Genomic DNA, 16,393 nt, shown 5'->3' on the forward strand with positions numbered 1-16,393 from the left:
CACTCGAAGGATCGACGATGCTTATTGTGTTCAGCGGCCTGCCCGGCAGCGGGAAGACCACGATTGCCAAGGCCCTTGCTGTGCAGGCCAGCGCCGTTTACCTGCGCATCGATGCCATCGAGCAGGCCATCCGGGGTGCGGGGGTTCTGGCACAGGGCGTGGGCAGCAGCGGTTACCAGGTGGCCAATGCGCTGGCGTTGAGCAACCTTCTGCTGGGCCATACGGTTGTCGTAGATTGCGTTAACCCGGTGGCTGAAAGTCGTCAGGCGTGGAGCGACACCGCGCTAAGCGCCGATACGCCGCTGGTGAATATCCAGGTGATTTGCTCCGACTCGCAGGAACACCAACGCCGGGTGGAATCACGCACCAGCGACATTCCGGGGCTCACACCGCCCACCTGGCCGTCTGTCCTGGCCCATGAATATGAGCCGTGGCACGACGCGCCCTTTACAGTCGACACCGCACAACTGCCTCCCAATAGAGCCCTGGCGCTGATTACTCGCCGACTTGCCGAGCTGCGCTGACCCTTTCTCCCGCCCTTGCGCGCGCCCTCCGAACCTGTAACTATCCATTTCAAATATAGGGAGGGGGGGTATGGTATGGCTCACATCAAATCAGGCAAGGATGACCTGCTCAAGCGTGTCAAACGCATCGCCGGGCAGATCCAGGCCGTGGAACGGGCGCTGGAGTCTGACGACGACTGCGCCAAAACCCTGCACCTGGTGGCCGCCACACGAGGCGCAATCAATGGGTTGATGGATGAAATCATCGAAGACCACGCCCGTGAACATGTGGCTCATCCCGATTTGAGCGCAGAAGAACGCGCCAAGGGCGTCGACGAATTACTCGAAGCCATCCGCCGCTACAGCAAATGAAGAGTTCGTTGACATGAGCGCCACCCACACCCACCCGCATGTGTTTCTCGGCGCCTCACACGATGAGAACGCCAAGCGCACCTTATGGGTCGTCGCACTGACCGTTGTCATGATGGTCGGGGAAATTACCGCCGGCTACATCACCGGCTCCATGGCCCTGCTTGCCGACGGTTTCCACATGGCTACCCATGCCGGCGCGCTCGGCATCGCGGCAGCGGCCTACGCCTATGCTCGGCGCCATGCCGCCAGCACTCGCTACAGCTTTGGCACCGGCAAAGTCGGCGACCTGGGCGGGTTTGCTTCGGCACTGGTGTTGGGCCTGGTGGCGATCGGCATTGGCGTCGAGTCGCTGATCCGCCTGCTGGAGCCGACCCAGGTTGACTTCGGCAGCGCGACGCTGATCGCCATCGCAGGCCTGGCGGTCAATGTCGTCAGCGCCCTGCTCCTCTCCGGCAGCCACGGTCATAGTCATCATCATGACCACGGGCATGATCACGGCCACAGCCATGGTCACGACAACAACCTGCGCTCGGCTTACGTTCATGTGCTGGCCGACGCGCTGACCTCCATCCTGGCCATCGCCGCGCTGCTGGCCGGGCGTTACCTGGGTTGGGTGTGGCTTGACCCGCTGATGGGGATTGTCGGTGCACTGGTGATCGCACGCTGGGCCTGGACCTTGATGCGCGACACTTCAGGCGTGCTGCTGGACCGCACCGATGAGCACGTGGCCGAGGAAATCCGCGAGATCCTCGGTGCCACCGGCGACGTCAGCATTACCGACCTGCACGTATGGCAGGTCGGGCCAGAAGCACGCGCCGCGATTGTGAGTGTGCTGGGCAATGCCGAGGTAAACGCCGACATCATCCGCGAGCGCCTGGCGCCGGTGCATGAAGTGTCCCACCTGACCGTGGAATACCGCACGCTGTCTTCTTGAAGTCACGGTGATTGATTAGGATGCCCCGTCCTTTCCAACGAACAAGGCAACTGCATGGCCAACACGGATGCCCGTCACGCCGATAGCGCAGGCTCGGTGTTCCTGATTTTCCTGCGCCTTGGGCTGATTTCTTTCGGCGGGCCCGTCGCGCATCTGGGCTACTTTCGCGATGAGTTTGTGGCGCGACGCCGCTGGCTGAGCGAGCGCAGCTACGCCGAGTTGGTCGCGCTCTGTCAGTTCCTGCCTGGGCCGGCCAGCAGCCAGGTCGGCATTGCGCTGGGCCTGTCCCGGGCGGGATATGCCGGAGCGCTGGCCGCCTGGGCGGGGTTTACCCTGCCTTCGGCCACCGCCCTGATCCTGTTTGCAGTGGGCCTCTCGGAATATGCCGCCGTGCTTTCCTCGGGGGCCTTGCATGGGCTTAAGGTCGTCGCGGTGGCGGTGGTTGCCCAAGCCGTTTGGGGCATGGCGCGGCACCTGTGCAACGATATGCCACGCGCGACAATCATGATGATTGCCGCCTGCGTCGCCCTGCTCGTACCGTTCGCCTGGGGACAGGTTGGGGTGATTGCCATCGCAGCGCTTACCGGATTGCGGTTGTTCAAGCCCAAGGCCGGCGTCGAGCATGAAGCACTCCCAATAACCGTCAGCCGCCGCGCCGGTATGCTCTGGCTCTCGCTGTTTGTGTTGCTCCTGCTTGGCCTGCCGCTGGCCGCCCACTGGCTGCCGAACCCGACCCTGGCGCTGGTGGATGCGTTCTATCGGGTGGGCTCACTGGTCTTCGGCGGCGGGCATGTGGTGCTGCCGCTGCTGCAAGCGCAGGTGGTGCCCAGCGGCTGGGTCAGCCATGAGGTTTTTCTGGCCGGCTACGGCGCCACCCAGGCCGTTCCGGGCCCGTTGTTTACCTTCGCGGCGTTCCTCGGCGCGTCGATGGGCCAGGGCTGGACCACCGGCGTGATTGCCTTGCTGGCGATCTTCGCGCCCTCGTTTCTGTTGATCATGGGGGCCTTGCCGTTCTGGGACAGCATGCGCCGCAGCGTGCGTGCCCAAGGCGCCCTGGCCGGGGTGAACGCCGCCGTGGTCGGCCTGTTGTTGGCGGCGCTCTACCAGCCGGTGTGGACCAACGCGATTTTTCGGCCGGCGGATTTCGCCCTGGCGCTTGTTGCTCTTGTGGCGCTGATGTTCTGGAAGCTGCCGCCGTGGCTGGTGGTCGCTGTGGGCGCCCTTGCTGGCTGGTTTATAGCGTGACGCCCATCGCCTTCATCAACACCGGATCCCGCCCGTAAATATCCGGCGCGTACAGCAACGCGCCCTTGCCATCGACCTGCACCGTCCAGTACCCCAGCAGCACCGGTACCGGCGTGGCGAGCCGGAACTCGTGGGTGGTTTCCGTCGCCAGCAGCTCTTCGGTGCGGATCTTCTCCGCCGGGCTAACCAGCAAGTCCCGCAATTGCAACGGCTGCTCAACCCTCACACACCCCGAACTGAAAGCCCGCGGTCCCTTGGAAAACAGCGGCTGGCTCGGCGTGTCGTGCAGGTACACCGAGTACGGGTTGGGAAAGCGCAGCACGATCCGGCCCAGCGGGTTGCGCGGGCCTGCCCCCTGGCGCAGCAGGATGTTGCCCGGGTGCGACCAGTCGACCTGTTCCGGCGCCAGCGGGTTGCCCTGGCTGTCGAGCACTTGCAGGTTCTGTTGGCGCAGGTATTCGGGGTTCAGGCGGATCGCCGGCAGCTTGTCCTCGCGCATGATGGTGGGCGGGATGGTCCAGGTGGGGTTCAGGGTCAGCCGGGTGATGCGCGATTTCAGCAGCGGTGTCTGGCGGTCGGGGCGGCCGACTTGCAGGCGGGTTTGCCACACCGCCACACCGCCTTGGTAGAAACTCAGTTGCGCCGCTGCCACGTTCACCAACACGCCGTCAGGCTCCAGGTCTCGGGACAACCAGCGAAACCGCTCCAGGTTGATGCGCAGTTGTTCGCGGCGAATCGCCGGGCTGATGTTCAGCTCGGTGACGGTGCCCGGGCCGATCACACCGTCGGCTTGCAGGGAATGGCTTTGCTGGAAGGTCTTCACCGCGTTGACCAGTTCGCCACGGTACTGTGTCCCGGCGGAGGTGCCGCTCAGGTAGCCGCCATTGACCATGCGCCGTGCCAGTTGCGGCACCCGCGAATCGTCCATCCCGGGGCGCAACAACGGGCCGCTGGCCACGGCTTCCCAATGCTGCAACGGTTGCTGGCGCAAGGCGGCATAGGCGCTGCGCAGGCCAAGGTATAGCGGCGCGCTCGGGCGGGCCTGGTCGAAAGCCTGGGCGACGTCCTGCATACCGGCTTCGGCCATGGCCAGTACTTGGGTGTCGGAGTCCGGGGCCGGTTGCGAGTGCCAGACGGGCTCGAAGCGCGACTGCTGCAAGCGGCCGAAATGCAGATCCTGCAGGGCTTGCAGGTACTGCTGGCTGGTACCGATGTCGATGCACAGCACGTTCCCCGTGGCATCCGCCGGGGGCAGTCTATAGTGAGTCGGGTCCAGGCCATCGTCGGCCAGCAACTGCAGTTGGGCTTGCAAGGTGGCGCGGCGATCCCCCTCGGCCCACAGCACCACGTCGCCCTGCTGCTGATAAAACGCCTGCAAACGCGCCTGGGAAGGCGCATCGACCTGCCCGGCCAGGCCTGGGCAAACCGTCGACAATTGCGAGAGCGCCAGTTGCACCGGGGCCGGTGACACCACCAACAGGTCTTCGGCTGTCGCGACCAGCGGTGCAACGAGCAGGCAAATGCTCAAGTAACATGCGTGTTTTTTGAACAATCGCTTAACTCCCATCCACGGCGGAGATGCTTTATACATGCGGACCTTTTGCTGCCGACTTGGCCTGATCATCTCGACCTTTGCCTCGCTGAGCACCGTTGCGCTCGCAGACACGGGTAAACCTCTTACTCTGTATAGCAGCCTCGCCCACGCCGCTCCAGAACTCAACCCCGACGTATTGAAAAGAGCCTTGAGCGCCATGCAGTGTGCGGTGGGCAATGGCATCGAACAGTCCGACCGGCTGGCCGTTATCGACTATTCCCAACCTTCGACCGCTCGTCGTCTATGGATCTTCGACCTGCGCAAGAAGACATTAGTGCTGCGGGACCTGGTGGCCCACGGACAAAAATCCGGGGAAAACTTTGCCACCCAGTTCTCCAACCGCGAAGGCAGCTACCAGTCCAGCATCGGCTTGTTCCGCACCCAGGAGAGCTACGAAGGCGCCCATGGCTACTCGTTGCGCATGGACGGCCTGGAGCCCGGCTTCAATGACCGTGCGCGGGACCGCGCCATCGTGATTCATGCCGCCGACTACGTAAGCCCCTTGTGGAGCAAGCGCGAGGGCCGCATCGGCCGCAGCCAGGGCTGCCCGGCCGTGCGCCCGCAAGTGGCGCGCCAGGTGGTGGATAAACTCAAGGACGGCCAGTTCATGTTTTCCTGGTACCCCGACCAGCGCTGGCTGAAGTCATCGGCGTATCTCAACTGCAAGCCGCGCCAGATGGCGAGTGCCGGTACCGTCAAAGGCGGTTGATGGGCTGGCCGTTGCCGTGCACCATGCGGCACACGCCACCAGGAACTCCACCGTGTTCCTGGGCTTGATGAGAGAGAGAACCTGAGATGCTTTTACATCAATCCACCTGGATCGAGATTGGCCAGTTTCTGGAACGCAGCCGCAGCATCGTGATTCCCATCGGCTCCAACGAGCAACACGGCCCCACCGGCCTGCTGGGCACCGACTGGATGTGCCCGGAAATCATCGCCCATGAAGCGCAAAAAAACGCCGACATCCTGATCGGCCCGACCTTCAATATCGGCATGGCGCAACACCACCTGGGTTTCCCCGGCACCATTTCCCTGCGCCCTTCGACCTTTATCGCGGCGATTGGCGATTGGGTGCGTTCGTTGGCGGGTCATGGCTTCGAGAAAATCCTGTTCCTCAACGGCCACGGCGGCAACATCGCCTCGATCGAAGCGGCGTTCTCCGAGCTGTACGCCGAAGCCAGCTTCAGCGGGCGCCCGTCAGGCTATGCGCTGAAACTGTGCAACTGGTGGGACCTGGAAGGCGTGAACGAGCTGGCGCACCAACAGTTCCCGGTGGGCCATGGCAGCCATGCCACGCCGTCGGAGATCGCCGTGACCCAATGGGCCTACCCGGACGCGATCAAATCGGCTGACTACTCGCCGCAAATCGCCAACACCGGCCCGATCCGCGAAGCCCGCGACTTCCGCGCGCGTTTCCCGGATGGGCGCATGGGTTCGGACCCGGCACTGGCCACCCCGCAAAAAGGCGGTGAGTTGGTGGCGCTGGCGGCCAAGGGGTTGGTGAAGGCTGTCGAGACGTTCAGCAGCGAGCCAAAGCCGAGCTGAATCATTCGCTCAATGCAATGAAGATCAACTGTGGGAGCTGTCGAGCTTTAGCGAGGCTGCGATGGGATCACCGCGGTGTCACTGTCAGACCGCAGCGATGCCATCGCAGCCTCGCTAAAGCTCGACAGCTCCCACATTAGATCCTCGCCAGTCGATTACAGGCAATCCTGCGCCGCATGCTCGAACCGCGATGGCTTGAACGCCGACGCCAACGGTTTGCGCTCATACAAGAACACCTTGCCGCCGTCCTGCGCCTTGTAGACCTCCAGGATGTTATCCGCAGCGATCTTGCTGGTCACCACGATCCGTGCATGCCGAGAGTTCTGCGTGACCGTGGAGGTCATGCCGTTCTTCTCGAACTTGGGCACCACGCACTCAACATACGCATCGGGAGACTTGCTGGTTTGCAGCGTCAGGGTTGGTGCGTTGGGGGCAGACGCGCAGCCCGTCATCAATAAAGAAGCAGAAGCCATCGCTGGCACTAACAACAAGCGCATAGAAATTCCTGAAAAATAAACGAAGTGGGCTAACCGGCAGCGACCAACGCCTTGAGCGAGGCATCGAACTGCTTTAATGCATTCAACTGAACGTCGCGCTGCTGCCCAATCTGTGCAGCGATCTGGGGCGCCGTTTTGTCATGTACCCATACAGAAGGCAAGTGCAATTGCGCCGAACCCTCGGCTTTGTCGATGTACTGCAAGTCAAGGTCATAGAATTTGGCGACAAATCGCGCCTCCACCAGGTCGTTCCGCTGGGTCAGCAACTGGTTGTAGGTGTCGAGCATCACCACCACATCCGGGTGCGCCTGTAACAGCGCATCCAGGTTGTCGTAACGGGTGACGGAGGCAAAGGTGTGCCGCAACGATGCCATCAGCCAGTCAATCGCCAGGTCCGGGTCGGAGCTGTCGACGAAGGCCTGGCGAATCCGCTCGTCCAACTGATCCTTGGCTCCATTGACTGCCATGGTGTGGTAACGCGCCAGGTACTGCAGGTTGTCGAGGGTATTGTCGCTGTAGAGCACGCCGACCGTTTGCGAATGCTGCAAACTCATCGGGCTGGCGACGATTGGCGCCAGGTGGCTGGCTTGAAGCCCCCCGGCCGACGCAGCGCCAACCATTGTGCTCATCAGCAGCGCCACCAGGGCCAATCCGGTAAAAGTCCTCATCGCAGGGTCCTTGCACATCAGGTTCAATGATGGCAATTGTCCTCCTTTTTCAGAAAAACAGAACTCGCAATACTTGATGGTGACTATTATCTAGAGCAATAGTGTCGTGCAGGCCGCCTCACACAAAATGATAAGGAACGCCTATGAAGCCCCACCAGAAAACCTTCGACCGCATCCGTGAAGCCGTGCTGCCGGAATTTCGCGACCGGGTTGCCGATTACCTGGTCGATTATGAGGAAGTGCTGCTGGATGACGCCGCAGAACCCGAACGGGTCTACGCCATCGCCCAGCAACTGCGTGGCTACTTGCGCGGTTTGAACACCACCCGGGTGCTGGGCATGGCCGACTGGGAAGACCTTGACCGCCGGGTGGTGCAAGCCTGGCTGGTGCTACTGAAAGCCGAATAGCAGCGCGCTATCCGTTCAGCGAATATCCACGCGATAACGGAAATGCTCGGCGTGGCCACGGCCGCGTCGCAACTCCAGGGGTTGGCCAGCGTAATCCCTGGCCAGCCGCTCGATCACCATCACCGGGCTGCCCACCGGCACCTGCAGCCAGCGGGCCCACACGTCATCGATGGACTCGGCGGTGAGGGCTTCCTCGGCAGATGCCACGACTTGCCCGCAGACTTCTTCGTAGGTGGGGTACAACAGCAATCCCTGCCGGGTCAGGTCCACGTCCAGCAGCGCCTGGAACCGCTCGCGCGGCAGCCAGATTTCCTCTGCCAGCACTGGCCCCGTGTCCAGCACGTGCACCCGCACAATACAAATCACCGGCGCATCCGGCGCCAACCCCAGCACCTCGCTCACCGACAACGGCGCCTTCACCGGCTTGACCGACAGGATCCGGCTCTGGGGCAGCTGGCATTCGCCACCCGGGCCCTGGAAGCGGAAGCACCGGAACAACGACGACTGAAACTTCGGACGACGCACAAACGTACCCCGGCCTTGCTGACGTTCCAGAATGCCTTCCCCCACCAACGCCTCGATCGCTTTGCGCACGGTGCCGGTGGACAGTTGGTACTGGGTGGACAGCACCGCTTCAGGAGGAATAGCCGCACCGGCACGCCAGTGATTATTGGCAATCTGCTCAATCAGATGATCCCGAAAACGCTGATACAACGGCAGGCGGGAGTCACTCGACAGTCTATTCATGGATCAGGATTCACTTAGTAATTGAGGAGGTGACTACAGCGACGGTCGTGCCTGCTTGACCCATTCCTGGACCGAAGGCCGTTGCCATTGGTGCTGGGCATACGCCACCAGGTTGCCGGGCACGCTGTCGCCGTTGAGGATCAGCCGGTTGAGCATCACGGCCAGGTCCACGTCGGCAATCGACCACTCGCCGAACAGGTAGTCGCGGCCGTCGGCCAACAGCGCCTGTGCCGCGTTGATCAGCTTGTGGGCCGCCGCTTGCGCTGCCGACGACAATGGTTCGCCCTTGAGCCCGTAGAACACCACCAGGGTCGAGCGCTCCTGCCGAATCGGCATCAAGTCACTGCGCAACCACGCCTGCACCTGCCGCGCCCTCGCCCGCTGGCGGGGTTCGGCCGGGTACACCGGTGCCTGCGGGAACACGTCCTCCAGGTACTCGGTAATCGCCGACGACTCCGACAACGCAAACTCACCCTGTACCAGGGTCGGCACGCGCCCGGTCAGCGACAAGTGCGTGAACGCTTCGGTCTGGTTCTCGCCCGTGTCGAGGTTCAGGGGGAGCAGTTCAAATTCAAGGCCTTTTTCCCGCAGGGTCACGAACGCCGACATCGCGTAGGGACTGGTGAAGTGGGCGTCAACGTACAGGCTCAGCGGGGGATGGTTCACGGCGACATCTCCTTGGTGGGAGCAACACACTACGAGATCGCGCCGTGCAAATAAAATGCGCGGTTTTTATGGGGGCATTCCTGGCTGGAATACCATCGATAATGGCAATACTATGGCCCCTTGCCCCCACCCGTAGCACCCCGAAAACAGATCAAGGAACGATCAACAGATGAAACAAGCGGTAGTCGTCATCCACGGAATCGGCGAGCAGCGCCCGATGGACACCCTGCGCGGCTTCGTGGAAGCCGTGATCCCGGCGAACACCCCTGAAGCGACACCGTTCTACTGGAGCAAACCCGACCGGTTTTCGCGCAACTTCGACTTGCGCGTGTTGAAGTCGGCGGGCCGTAACTCCACCGACTTCTATGAGTACTACTGGGCCCACAAGATGCAGGGCACCAAGGTCGGCCACCTGCTCAGTTGGCTGTGGGACATTTTCAAGCGCCCGCGCCGGGATATTCCCACGGCCATCGTGCCGATCTGGCGCGCCACCCGCTGGACCTTGCTGGCCATGCTTGTGCTGCTGGTCAGCGGCACCCTGGCGACGCTGTATGGCCGGTTTCCCCACAGCGACAACCCCTTTGCCCTGATCCCGGTGCTGCTGGCGGTGATCGGCCTGGCCTTGAAGTACTCGGCACTGTCGTACCTTGGCGACGCCGCCCGCTACCTGAGCCCCAACCCGCAGAACGTGGTGGTGCGTGAACAGATCCGCGCCGATGGCGTCGACCTGCTGCGTGCCCTGCACGACAAGGGTGATTACGACCGCATCATCGTCGTCGGCCACAGCCTGGGCAGCGTGATTGCCTACGACATCGTCGGTTACCTGTGGCATGAACATCACGACCAGGTGCACCCCAACAACCCGGAACTCGCCGCCCGCTACGCCAACCACGAGCGACTGCAGCCGGTGGTGCAGGACACGTTGCCGAAGGCCGGGAACGCCCTCGACGGCCGCCTTCAAAGCCTCCTCAGGTTTCGCGAGCAGCAGGCCGAAGCCTTTATCGAACAACGCAACCTCGGCAACCCGTGGCGCATCACCGACCTGGTCACCCTCGGCAGCCCGATGGCCCACGCCAGCCTGTTGCTGGGCCGCAGCGTGAGCGACTTTAAGCGCCGCATCGAACGCCGCGAAGCCCCCGCGTGCCCGCCGACGCTCGACGAAAAGGGCTACGGCTACAGCGGCCGGCTTCCTTTCACGGTGGGCGGTCGCCCATTTTCACCCCTGTACCTGCACCATGCCGCGGCCTTCGCCGTGACCCGCTGGACCAACCTCTACTTCCCCGCGCCCCTGGGCCTGTTTGGCGACATCGTCGGCGGCCCGGTCAGCCCAGTGATGGGCCCCGGCGTGCTGGACCTGCCGGTCACCGTGGGCAAATGGAAAGGCTGGCTCGCCAAGTCCTGGCTCAGCCACACCCACTACTGGAGCGAACGCGGTGGCGCCAAGGGCTACCTCAATAACCTGACCACCGATGACGCGGCAATTACCCAAGGCGAACGTCCGTCGGCGACTGAAGCGTTGCGTTGGGCGATTGACCTCAAGGGTGTGCGGCGTTTTCGCCAGACAGGCGTCAGAGACGCAGTGGCCGAACCAGAGTCCTAGCCCGAAAAGCCACCGTCCTCCAGGAACGCCCGCTCCTCCTCTGTCGTGACCCTGGCCAACACCTCATTACGATGAGGAAAGCGTCCGAACCGCTCGATGATGCGGGCATGCTCCTTGGCCCAGCGATAGGTATTGGCATCAAGGTCCTTGTTCAGGGCCAGCGACCGTTGTTGATCCTCGGGGTCTTCAGAATGCTCGAAGGGCAAATAGCAAAAAGCCCGCAACGGGGTTTCGATCAAGGTGTCCATCCCCGCCTCGACCATCTGCCGCGCATACAGGCGCGCCAGCGGGTCGGTGGCGAACATATGCGCCGTGCCCCGGAAGGTATTGCGCGGGAACTGGTCCAGCAGCAACAGCAACGCCAGCGCGCCTTCCGGCGTTTGCATCCAACTCTCCAGTTCGCGGCGGGCCGCCTGCAAATGCGCGGTGTAGAAAGCCTCGCGAAAACGCCGGTCAAACCCTTCATCCTTGGCAAACCAGAGCTTGGGCCCCGCCTCCTTCCAGAATTCAATAACCGCCAGCGCTCCATTCTCGATCGTCGTCACCGTCCTCTCCTCAATAAGCCCACAGGTTTCATCATCGCCTTAAACAAAACCTTTAAAGTTCCGGAATATGTCTGAATGTTTCCACTGTACAAAGGTACCGTTGATGATCCTACGCCTTGCCCAGGTTTTCAGTGACTCCAACACCCAGGTTCGCGCCAAGCTGTTTGGCATCTACGGGCTGTTGATCGGCATTAACGTGGCCGCCTGGATCTGGGCGCTGGTGGCGTTCCATGAGCATCCGGTGCTGCTGGGCACCGCGTTGCTGGCCTACGGCTTCGGGCTGCGGCATGCGGTGGATGCCGACCATATCGCCGCCATCGACAACGTAACCCGCAAGCTGATGCAGGAGAAGAAACGCCCGGTGGCGGTCGGTTTCTTTTTCTCCCTCGGGCATTCTTCGGTGGTGGTGCTGGCATCCATTGGCGTCGCGTTTGCGGCGTCGACCATGCAGGAGCGGTTTGAAGGGTTCAAGGCCATTGGCGGGGTGATCGGCACGTCGGTCTCGGCCGCGTTCCTGTTGGTTATCGCCTTGATGAACCTGGTGATCCTGCACGCGATCTACAAGGCCTGGCGCCATGTGCGCCAGGGCGGCGCGTATGTGGAGGATGACTTCGACCTGTTGCTGGCGGACCGGGGTTTCATGGCGCGGATTTTCCGCCCGGTGTTTCGCCTGATCAGCCGCAGTTGGCACATGTACCCGTTGGGTTTCCTGTTCGGCCTGGGGTTTGATACCGCCACCGAGATCGGCCTGCTGGGGATTTCCGCGACACAGGCCTCTCAAGGGCTGTCGCCGTGGGCGATCATGGTGTTCCCGCTGCTGTTCAGCGCTGGCATGTCCCTGGTGGACACCCTCGACGGTCACCTGATGCTGGGGGCGTATGGCTGGGCGTACATGAAGCCGATCCGCAAGATCTACTACAACATGACCATCACCCTGGTGTCGGTGGTGGTTGCGGTGGTGATCGGCAGCATTGAAGCGCTGGGGTTGATGGGTGACCAGCTGGATTTGAAGGGATCGTTCTGGGGCTTTATCGGTGCGTTGAACGACAGCTTCGGGATGCTGGGCTACCTGATCATCGGGATCTTCGTTGCCAGTTGGGCGATCTCGGTGATGCTGTATCGCCTCAAGGGCTTTGACCGGATTGAGGTGAATGCGGGTTGACCGTGGGACATTTGGGCTTGTTGTGGCGAGGGAGCTTGCTCCCGCTGGGCCGCGAAGCGGCCCCAATAAGGCAATCGAGATCCACCTGAAAGAACACCGTGGCCTTTTTTTGGGGCTGCTTCGCAGCCCAGCGGGAGCAAGCTCCCTCGCCACAGCAAGCTCCCTCGCCACAGCAAGCTCCCCCGCCACAGCAAGCTCACTCGCCACAGCAAGCCCGCGCCCACATTTTTGATCTCCACCCGGCCTGTGATCCCGGGTGTTTGGATCAGGCCAGTTCGGCCCGCAGTTGACGTGCCGCAGTCACCATGTGAACCAGTGCCGCTTCAGTCTCCGGCCAGCCACGGGTTTTCAAACCGCAATCCGGGTTGACCCACAGGCGCTCCGCCGGGATGCGTTTGGCCGCCTTGCGCAGCAGGTTGGCCATCTCCGAGGCATCCGGCACCCGTGGCGAGTGGATGTCGTACACCCCGGGGCCAATGTCGTTCGGGTAGGCGAAGGCTTCGAACGCCTCCAGCAGTTCCATGTCCGAGCGCGAAGTTTCGATGGTGATCACGTCAGCATCCATGGCCGCGATGGACTCGATCACATCGTTGAACTCGCTGTAGCACATGTGGGTGTGGATCTGGGTTTCGTCGCGCACGCCGGAGGCGCACAGGCGGAAGACTTCGGTGGCCCAGTCCAGGTATTCCTTCCACTGCGCCCGGCGCAACGGCAAGCCTTCGCGGAACGCGGCTTCGTCGATCTGTACGATCTTGATCCCGGCGGCCTCCAGGTCCACCACTTCGTCACGAATCGCCAGGGCCAGTTGCCGCGCCTGTTCTTCGCGGCTTACATCTTCCCGGGGGAACGACCACATCAGCATGGTCACCGGGCCGGTCAGCATGCCCTTCATCACCTTGTTGGTCAGGCCTTGGGCGTAGCGGATCCACTCCACGGTCATGGCTTTCGGGCGGCTCAGGTCACCGAAAATCACCGCCGGTTTCACGCAACGGGAACCGTAGCTCTGTACCCAGCCGAAGCGGGTAAATACATAACCGTCCAACTGTTCGGCGAAGTATTCGACCATGTCATTACGTTCGGCTTCACCGTGCACCAGTACGTCCAGGCCAAGGTTTTCCTGCACTTCCACCGCGTGACGAATCTCGCTGTGCATGGCTTCGACGTATTCGGCTTCGCTCAACTTGCCGGCCTTGTACGACTGGCGCGCCAGGCGGATCGAGGCGGTTTGCGGGAACGAACCGATGGTGGTGGTCGGGAACAGCGGCAGGTTGAGGCCGGCCCGTTGTTTCTCGATCCGCTGGGCAAACAGCGAGCGGCGCTGGCTGTCCTTGGCGGTAATCGCCGCCACACGGGCTTGCACGGCGGGCTTGTGGATACGTGGGGAAGCGGCGCGGGCAGCTTGCACGGCGCGGCTTTCAGCCAGGGCGGCGACCCCGTTTGGCGCTTCAGGTTGGTTCACGGCCTGCGCCAGCACCGCCACTTCTTCGCACTTCTGCACGGCAAACGCCAGCCAGCTTTTCAGCTGGGCATCCAGCTTGTCTTCACGGCCCAGGTCTACCGGGCTGTGCAGCAACGAGCAGGACGGCGCCACCCACAGGCGATCACCCAGACGCTCATGAGCATGCTGCAAGGTGGCCAGGGCTTTTTCCAGGTCGCAGCGCCACACGTTACGGCCGTTGACCACACCCAGGGACAGCACCTTATACGCCGGCAGGCGATCAAGGATCGTCGGGTACTGATCCGGTGCACGCACCAGGTCGATGTGCAGGCCGTCCACCGGCAGGTTGGCAGCCAGGCCGAGGTTCTCTTCCAGGCCGCCAAAGTAGGTGGCCACCAGCTTCTTCAGCGGGTCACGCTGGATCAGGTTGTAGGCACGCTCAAAGGCATTTTTCCACTCCTGTGGCAGGTCCAGCACCAGGATCGGTTCGTCGATCTGTACCCACTCCACGCCCAGGTCCGCCAGGCGCTGGAAGATCTGGCCGTACAGCGGCAGCAGGCGGTCCAGCAGGTCAAGCTTGTCGAAATCGCCACCCTTGGCCTTGCCCAGCCACAGGTAAGTCAGCGGGCCGATGACCACCGGCTTGACGGTGTGGCCAAGTTCACAGGCTTCCTTGACCTCGTCGAACAGTTGCTCCCAACCCAGCTGGAACTGCTGGTCGACGCTGAATTCAGGCACCAGGTAGTGGTAGTTGGTGTCGAACCACTTGGTCATTTCCTGGGCGTGGGCACCGCCGCAGCAACTGTCGCTGACGCCACGGGCCATGCCGAACAGGGTGTGCAGGGTGGCTTTGCCATCGGCCGGGCGGAAACGCTCAGGGATCACGCCGAACATCAAGGAGTGAGTCAGCACCTGGTCGTACCAGGCGAAGTCACCGGCGGGCAGCAACTCGATGCCGGCCTTCTTTTGCAGGTCCCAGTGCGTCTTGCGCAGCTCACGACCTACGGCGCGCAGGCCGGCTTCGTCGAGTTCACCCTTCCAAAACGCTTCCTGCGCTTTTTTCAGTTCACGATCGCGACCAATGCGCGGGAATCCAAGGGAATGGGCAACAGCCATGACGTAAAGCTCCAATGTGTGTGTATGGGAGCTATTGTCGGGATCGGCGGATAGTGAGACAAACTCATTTTATTCCAGATGATCACAAGTTCCACTCATGATACTCGGGCGTTCCTTCGGTTTTGCTTATCACTGAAATAGCCAGCAGCGTCTGTTTTGGTGCGCGATGGCTACCCATACTTTTGCTTCCCGAACACCCAAGGAAGTCCTCACATGGAACCCCATCGAAGTCAGCCTGTAACCGCCCTGCTCGTTCACCTCGCCGCGTTGGGCGTGGCCATCCTCGGCATCAGTAGCCTGGCCCTGCTGATGGCCTGGGCCGGGCGCCTGATGTTCTAGTTCAATCGGCGGGAATATCGGCGCTCAAGGTGCGGATCAGCGCCTGCGCCTGAGTGTCCCGCTGCGCCGTATACAGCACCACTTCACGACTGGGCAGCGGCGGCAGGTCGAAACGCTGCTCCACGTCGACGCAGCCACCAGGCGCCATCCGCCCCACCATCGCGCCGATGCCAATCCCCGCCACCACCGCAGCACCAATCGCCAGAATCCCGCTGCCCACGAACGCCTCTTCCCAGGCGAGGTTCTGTTCGGCCAGCGCCGCCATCACCATGCTGCGCATGCCGCAGGGTTCCGGTTGGATCGCCAGGGGCAACGCCCCGCCCTGGCGTAATTCGAAGTCGTGGGAAGCCATCCAGCCAAAGCGTTCGACGCCCACCACTTCGCCGTCCTGGCGACGGTTGTCATGCCGCAGGATCATCGCCACATCCAGCTTGCCCTGCTCGTAGTTCATCAACATGTCCCGCGAGGTGCCGAGGCTGAACGCCACGATCACGTCAGGGTCGGTGGTCGCCAAACGCCGCAGCCACAGGCTGAGATCGGCGCCGACAATGTGGTGGCTGACGCCCACGCGCAAGGTGCGTTTCTGCGGGCCAAAACAGTTCATCGCCTCCTGGTAGTTGTCCAGCAAACGGCGCGCGCTGGCCAAAAACATCTGCCCATGGGCCGACAACGTGACCCGTCTCGGTGTGCGCTCCAGCAGCTTGCGGCCAAGGCTTTCTTCGAGGCGTTTTATCTTCAGGCTGATAGCCGCCTGAGTGCCGCCGATGGCATCGGCAGCGCGGGTAAAGCTCTTGAGTTCGGCGACCAGGACGAACGCCTGGATGGCGTCGATATCGGGCATTTTCATGGATGAACTGGCGATAGAAAGTTAAGACGTGACGTTAGCATGCCGCGCCTGCTGCCCAAACCACTGCATGATCAGCGCACAGTCTGGGTGTGACGCCGCCGATGGTTGCAGGCACAGCGCATACACCCCGCCGGCGATTGCCCGGTTGACCACTCGGTTGTGGACCAT

At 62.3% G+C, this 16,393-nt stretch carries 18 protein-coding genes; 10 read left to right on the top strand and 8 right to left on the bottom strand.

What is annotated here, in order from left to right; translation table 11 throughout:
* Positions 1-17: 17 nt before the first annotated feature.
* From LIY45_RS09585 to chrA, 4 genes are all read left to right on the top strand, one after another.
* Positions 18-524, top strand: a complete 507-nt coding sequence (locus LIY45_RS09585) for an AAA family ATPase (protein WP_226476139.1) — start codon at positions 18-20, stop codon at positions 522-524.
* Between the two features lie 75 nt (positions 525-599).
* Positions 600-875 (top strand): metal/formaldehyde-sensitive transcriptional repressor, encoded by a 276-nt coding sequence (locus LIY45_RS09590; protein WP_017475112.1) that lies wholly within the window; start codon positions 600-602, stop codon positions 873-875.
* A 13-nt stretch (positions 876-888) separates the two neighbouring features.
* Positions 889-1,809, top strand: coding sequence for a CDF family Co(II)/Ni(II) efflux transporter DmeF (dmeF, locus tag LIY45_RS09595; RefSeq protein ID WP_226476140.1), 921 nt, complete (start codon positions 889-891; stop codon positions 1,807-1,809).
* Between the two features lie 54 nt (positions 1,810-1,863).
* A complete protein-coding gene (gene chrA, locus LIY45_RS09600; protein WP_226476141.1) occupies positions 1,864-3,054 on the top strand; it encodes a chromate efflux transporter in 1,191 nt (396 codons plus the stop codon).
* Here chrA and LIY45_RS09605 read toward each other — a convergent pair.
* Positions 3,044-4,606: a L,D-transpeptidase family protein gene (locus LIY45_RS09605; protein ID WP_226476142.1), complete on the bottom strand. Its 1,563-nt coding sequence runs from the start codon at positions 4,604-4,606 to the stop codon at positions 3,044-3,046. The genes chrA and LIY45_RS09605 overlap by 11 nt on opposite strands.
* 37 nt (positions 4,607-4,643) lie before the next feature.
* Here LIY45_RS09605 and LIY45_RS09610 point away from each other — a divergent pair, with 37 nt between their 5' ends.
* Both LIY45_RS09610 and LIY45_RS09615 read left to right on the top strand, forming a co-directional pair.
* Complete coding sequence (locus LIY45_RS09610) at positions 4,644-5,357, top strand: murein L,D-transpeptidase catalytic domain family protein (protein WP_226476143.1); 714 nt, start codon at positions 4,644-4,646, stop codon at positions 5,355-5,357.
* Between the two features lie 86 nt (positions 5,358-5,443).
* Positions 5,444-6,193 (top strand): creatininase family protein, encoded by a 750-nt coding sequence (locus tag LIY45_RS09615; RefSeq protein ID WP_008435386.1) that lies wholly within the window; start codon positions 5,444-5,446, stop codon positions 6,191-6,193.
* Positions 6,194-6,348: 155 nt separating this feature from the next.
* Here the strand turns inward: LIY45_RS09615 and LIY45_RS09620 are convergent, their stop codons facing one another.
* Together LIY45_RS09620 and LIY45_RS09625 are read right to left on the bottom strand one after the other, a co-directional pair.
* Positions 6,349-6,690, bottom strand: a complete 342-nt coding sequence (locus LIY45_RS09620; RefSeq protein ID WP_017475107.1) for a hypothetical protein — start codon at positions 6,688-6,690, stop codon at positions 6,349-6,351.
* Between the two features lie 29 nt (positions 6,691-6,719).
* Positions 6,720-7,358, bottom strand: a complete 639-nt coding sequence (locus tag LIY45_RS09625; protein WP_226476144.1) for an ATPase — start codon at positions 7,356-7,358, stop codon at positions 6,720-6,722.
* Between the two features lie 143 nt (positions 7,359-7,501).
* Here LIY45_RS09625 and LIY45_RS09630 point away from each other — a divergent pair, with 143 nt between their 5' ends.
* Entirely contained in the window at positions 7,502-7,765 is a 264-nt protein-coding gene (locus LIY45_RS09630) for a hypothetical protein (RefSeq protein ID WP_226476145.1), read from the top strand.
* A 15-nt stretch (positions 7,766-7,780) separates the two neighbouring features.
* Here the strand turns inward: LIY45_RS09630 and LIY45_RS09635 are convergent, their stop codons facing one another.
* Positions 7,781-8,512, bottom strand: a complete 732-nt coding sequence (locus LIY45_RS09635) for a GntR family transcriptional regulator (RefSeq protein ID WP_226476146.1) — start codon at positions 8,510-8,512, stop codon at positions 7,781-7,783.
* Between the two features lie 33 nt (positions 8,513-8,545).
* The gene (yfcF, locus tag LIY45_RS09640; protein ID WP_226476147.1) at positions 8,546-9,178 is read right to left on the bottom strand and encodes a glutathione transferase; all 633 of its coding nucleotides are present in this window, start codon (positions 9,176-9,178) and stop codon (positions 8,546-8,548) included.
* A gap of 169 nt (positions 9,179-9,347) precedes the next feature.
* On the opposite strand from yfcF, the gene LIY45_RS09645 reads away from it, so the two are divergent.
* Positions 9,348-10,778, top strand: coding sequence for a lipase family protein (locus tag LIY45_RS09645; RefSeq protein ID WP_226476148.1), 1,431 nt, complete (start codon positions 9,348-9,350; stop codon positions 10,776-10,778).
* Here LIY45_RS09645 and LIY45_RS09650 read toward each other — a convergent pair.
* Complete coding sequence (locus LIY45_RS09650) at positions 10,775-11,323, bottom strand: DUF924 family protein (protein ID WP_226476149.1); 549 nt, start codon at positions 11,321-11,323, stop codon at positions 10,775-10,777. The genes LIY45_RS09645 and LIY45_RS09650 overlap by 4 nt on opposite strands.
* 103 nt (positions 11,324-11,426) lie before the next feature.
* On the opposite strand from LIY45_RS09650, the gene LIY45_RS09655 reads away from it, so the two are divergent.
* Positions 11,427-12,485 (top strand): HoxN/HupN/NixA family nickel/cobalt transporter, encoded by a 1,059-nt coding sequence (locus LIY45_RS09655; protein WP_226476150.1) that lies wholly within the window; start codon positions 11,427-11,429, stop codon positions 12,483-12,485.
* 265 nt (positions 12,486-12,750) lie between these two features.
* Here LIY45_RS09655 and metE read toward each other — a convergent pair whose 3' ends face one another.
* Entirely contained in the window at positions 12,751-15,039 is a 2,289-nt protein-coding gene (metE, locus tag LIY45_RS09660) for a 5-methyltetrahydropteroyltriglutamate--homocysteine S-methyltransferase (RefSeq protein WP_226476151.1), read from the bottom strand.
* A gap of 213 nt (positions 15,040-15,252) precedes the next feature.
* On the opposite strand from metE, the gene LIY45_RS30725 reads away from it, so the two are divergent.
* Entirely contained in the window at positions 15,253-15,378 is a 126-nt protein-coding gene (locus tag LIY45_RS30725; protein WP_017475098.1) for a hypothetical protein, read from the top strand.
* Between the two features lies 1 nt (position 15,379).
* Here the strand turns inward: LIY45_RS30725 and LIY45_RS09665 are convergent, their stop codons facing one another.
* Complete coding sequence (locus LIY45_RS09665) at positions 15,380-16,225, bottom strand: LysR family transcriptional regulator (RefSeq protein WP_026077672.1); 846 nt, start codon at positions 16,223-16,225, stop codon at positions 15,380-15,382.
* Between the last annotated feature and the right edge of the window lie 168 nt (positions 16,226-16,393).

This window comes from Pseudomonas sp. MWU16-30323, assembly GCF_020515595.1.
Taxonomy (GTDB): Bacteria; Pseudomonadota; Gammaproteobacteria; order Pseudomonadales; family Pseudomonadaceae; genus Aquipseudomonas; species Aquipseudomonas yamanorum.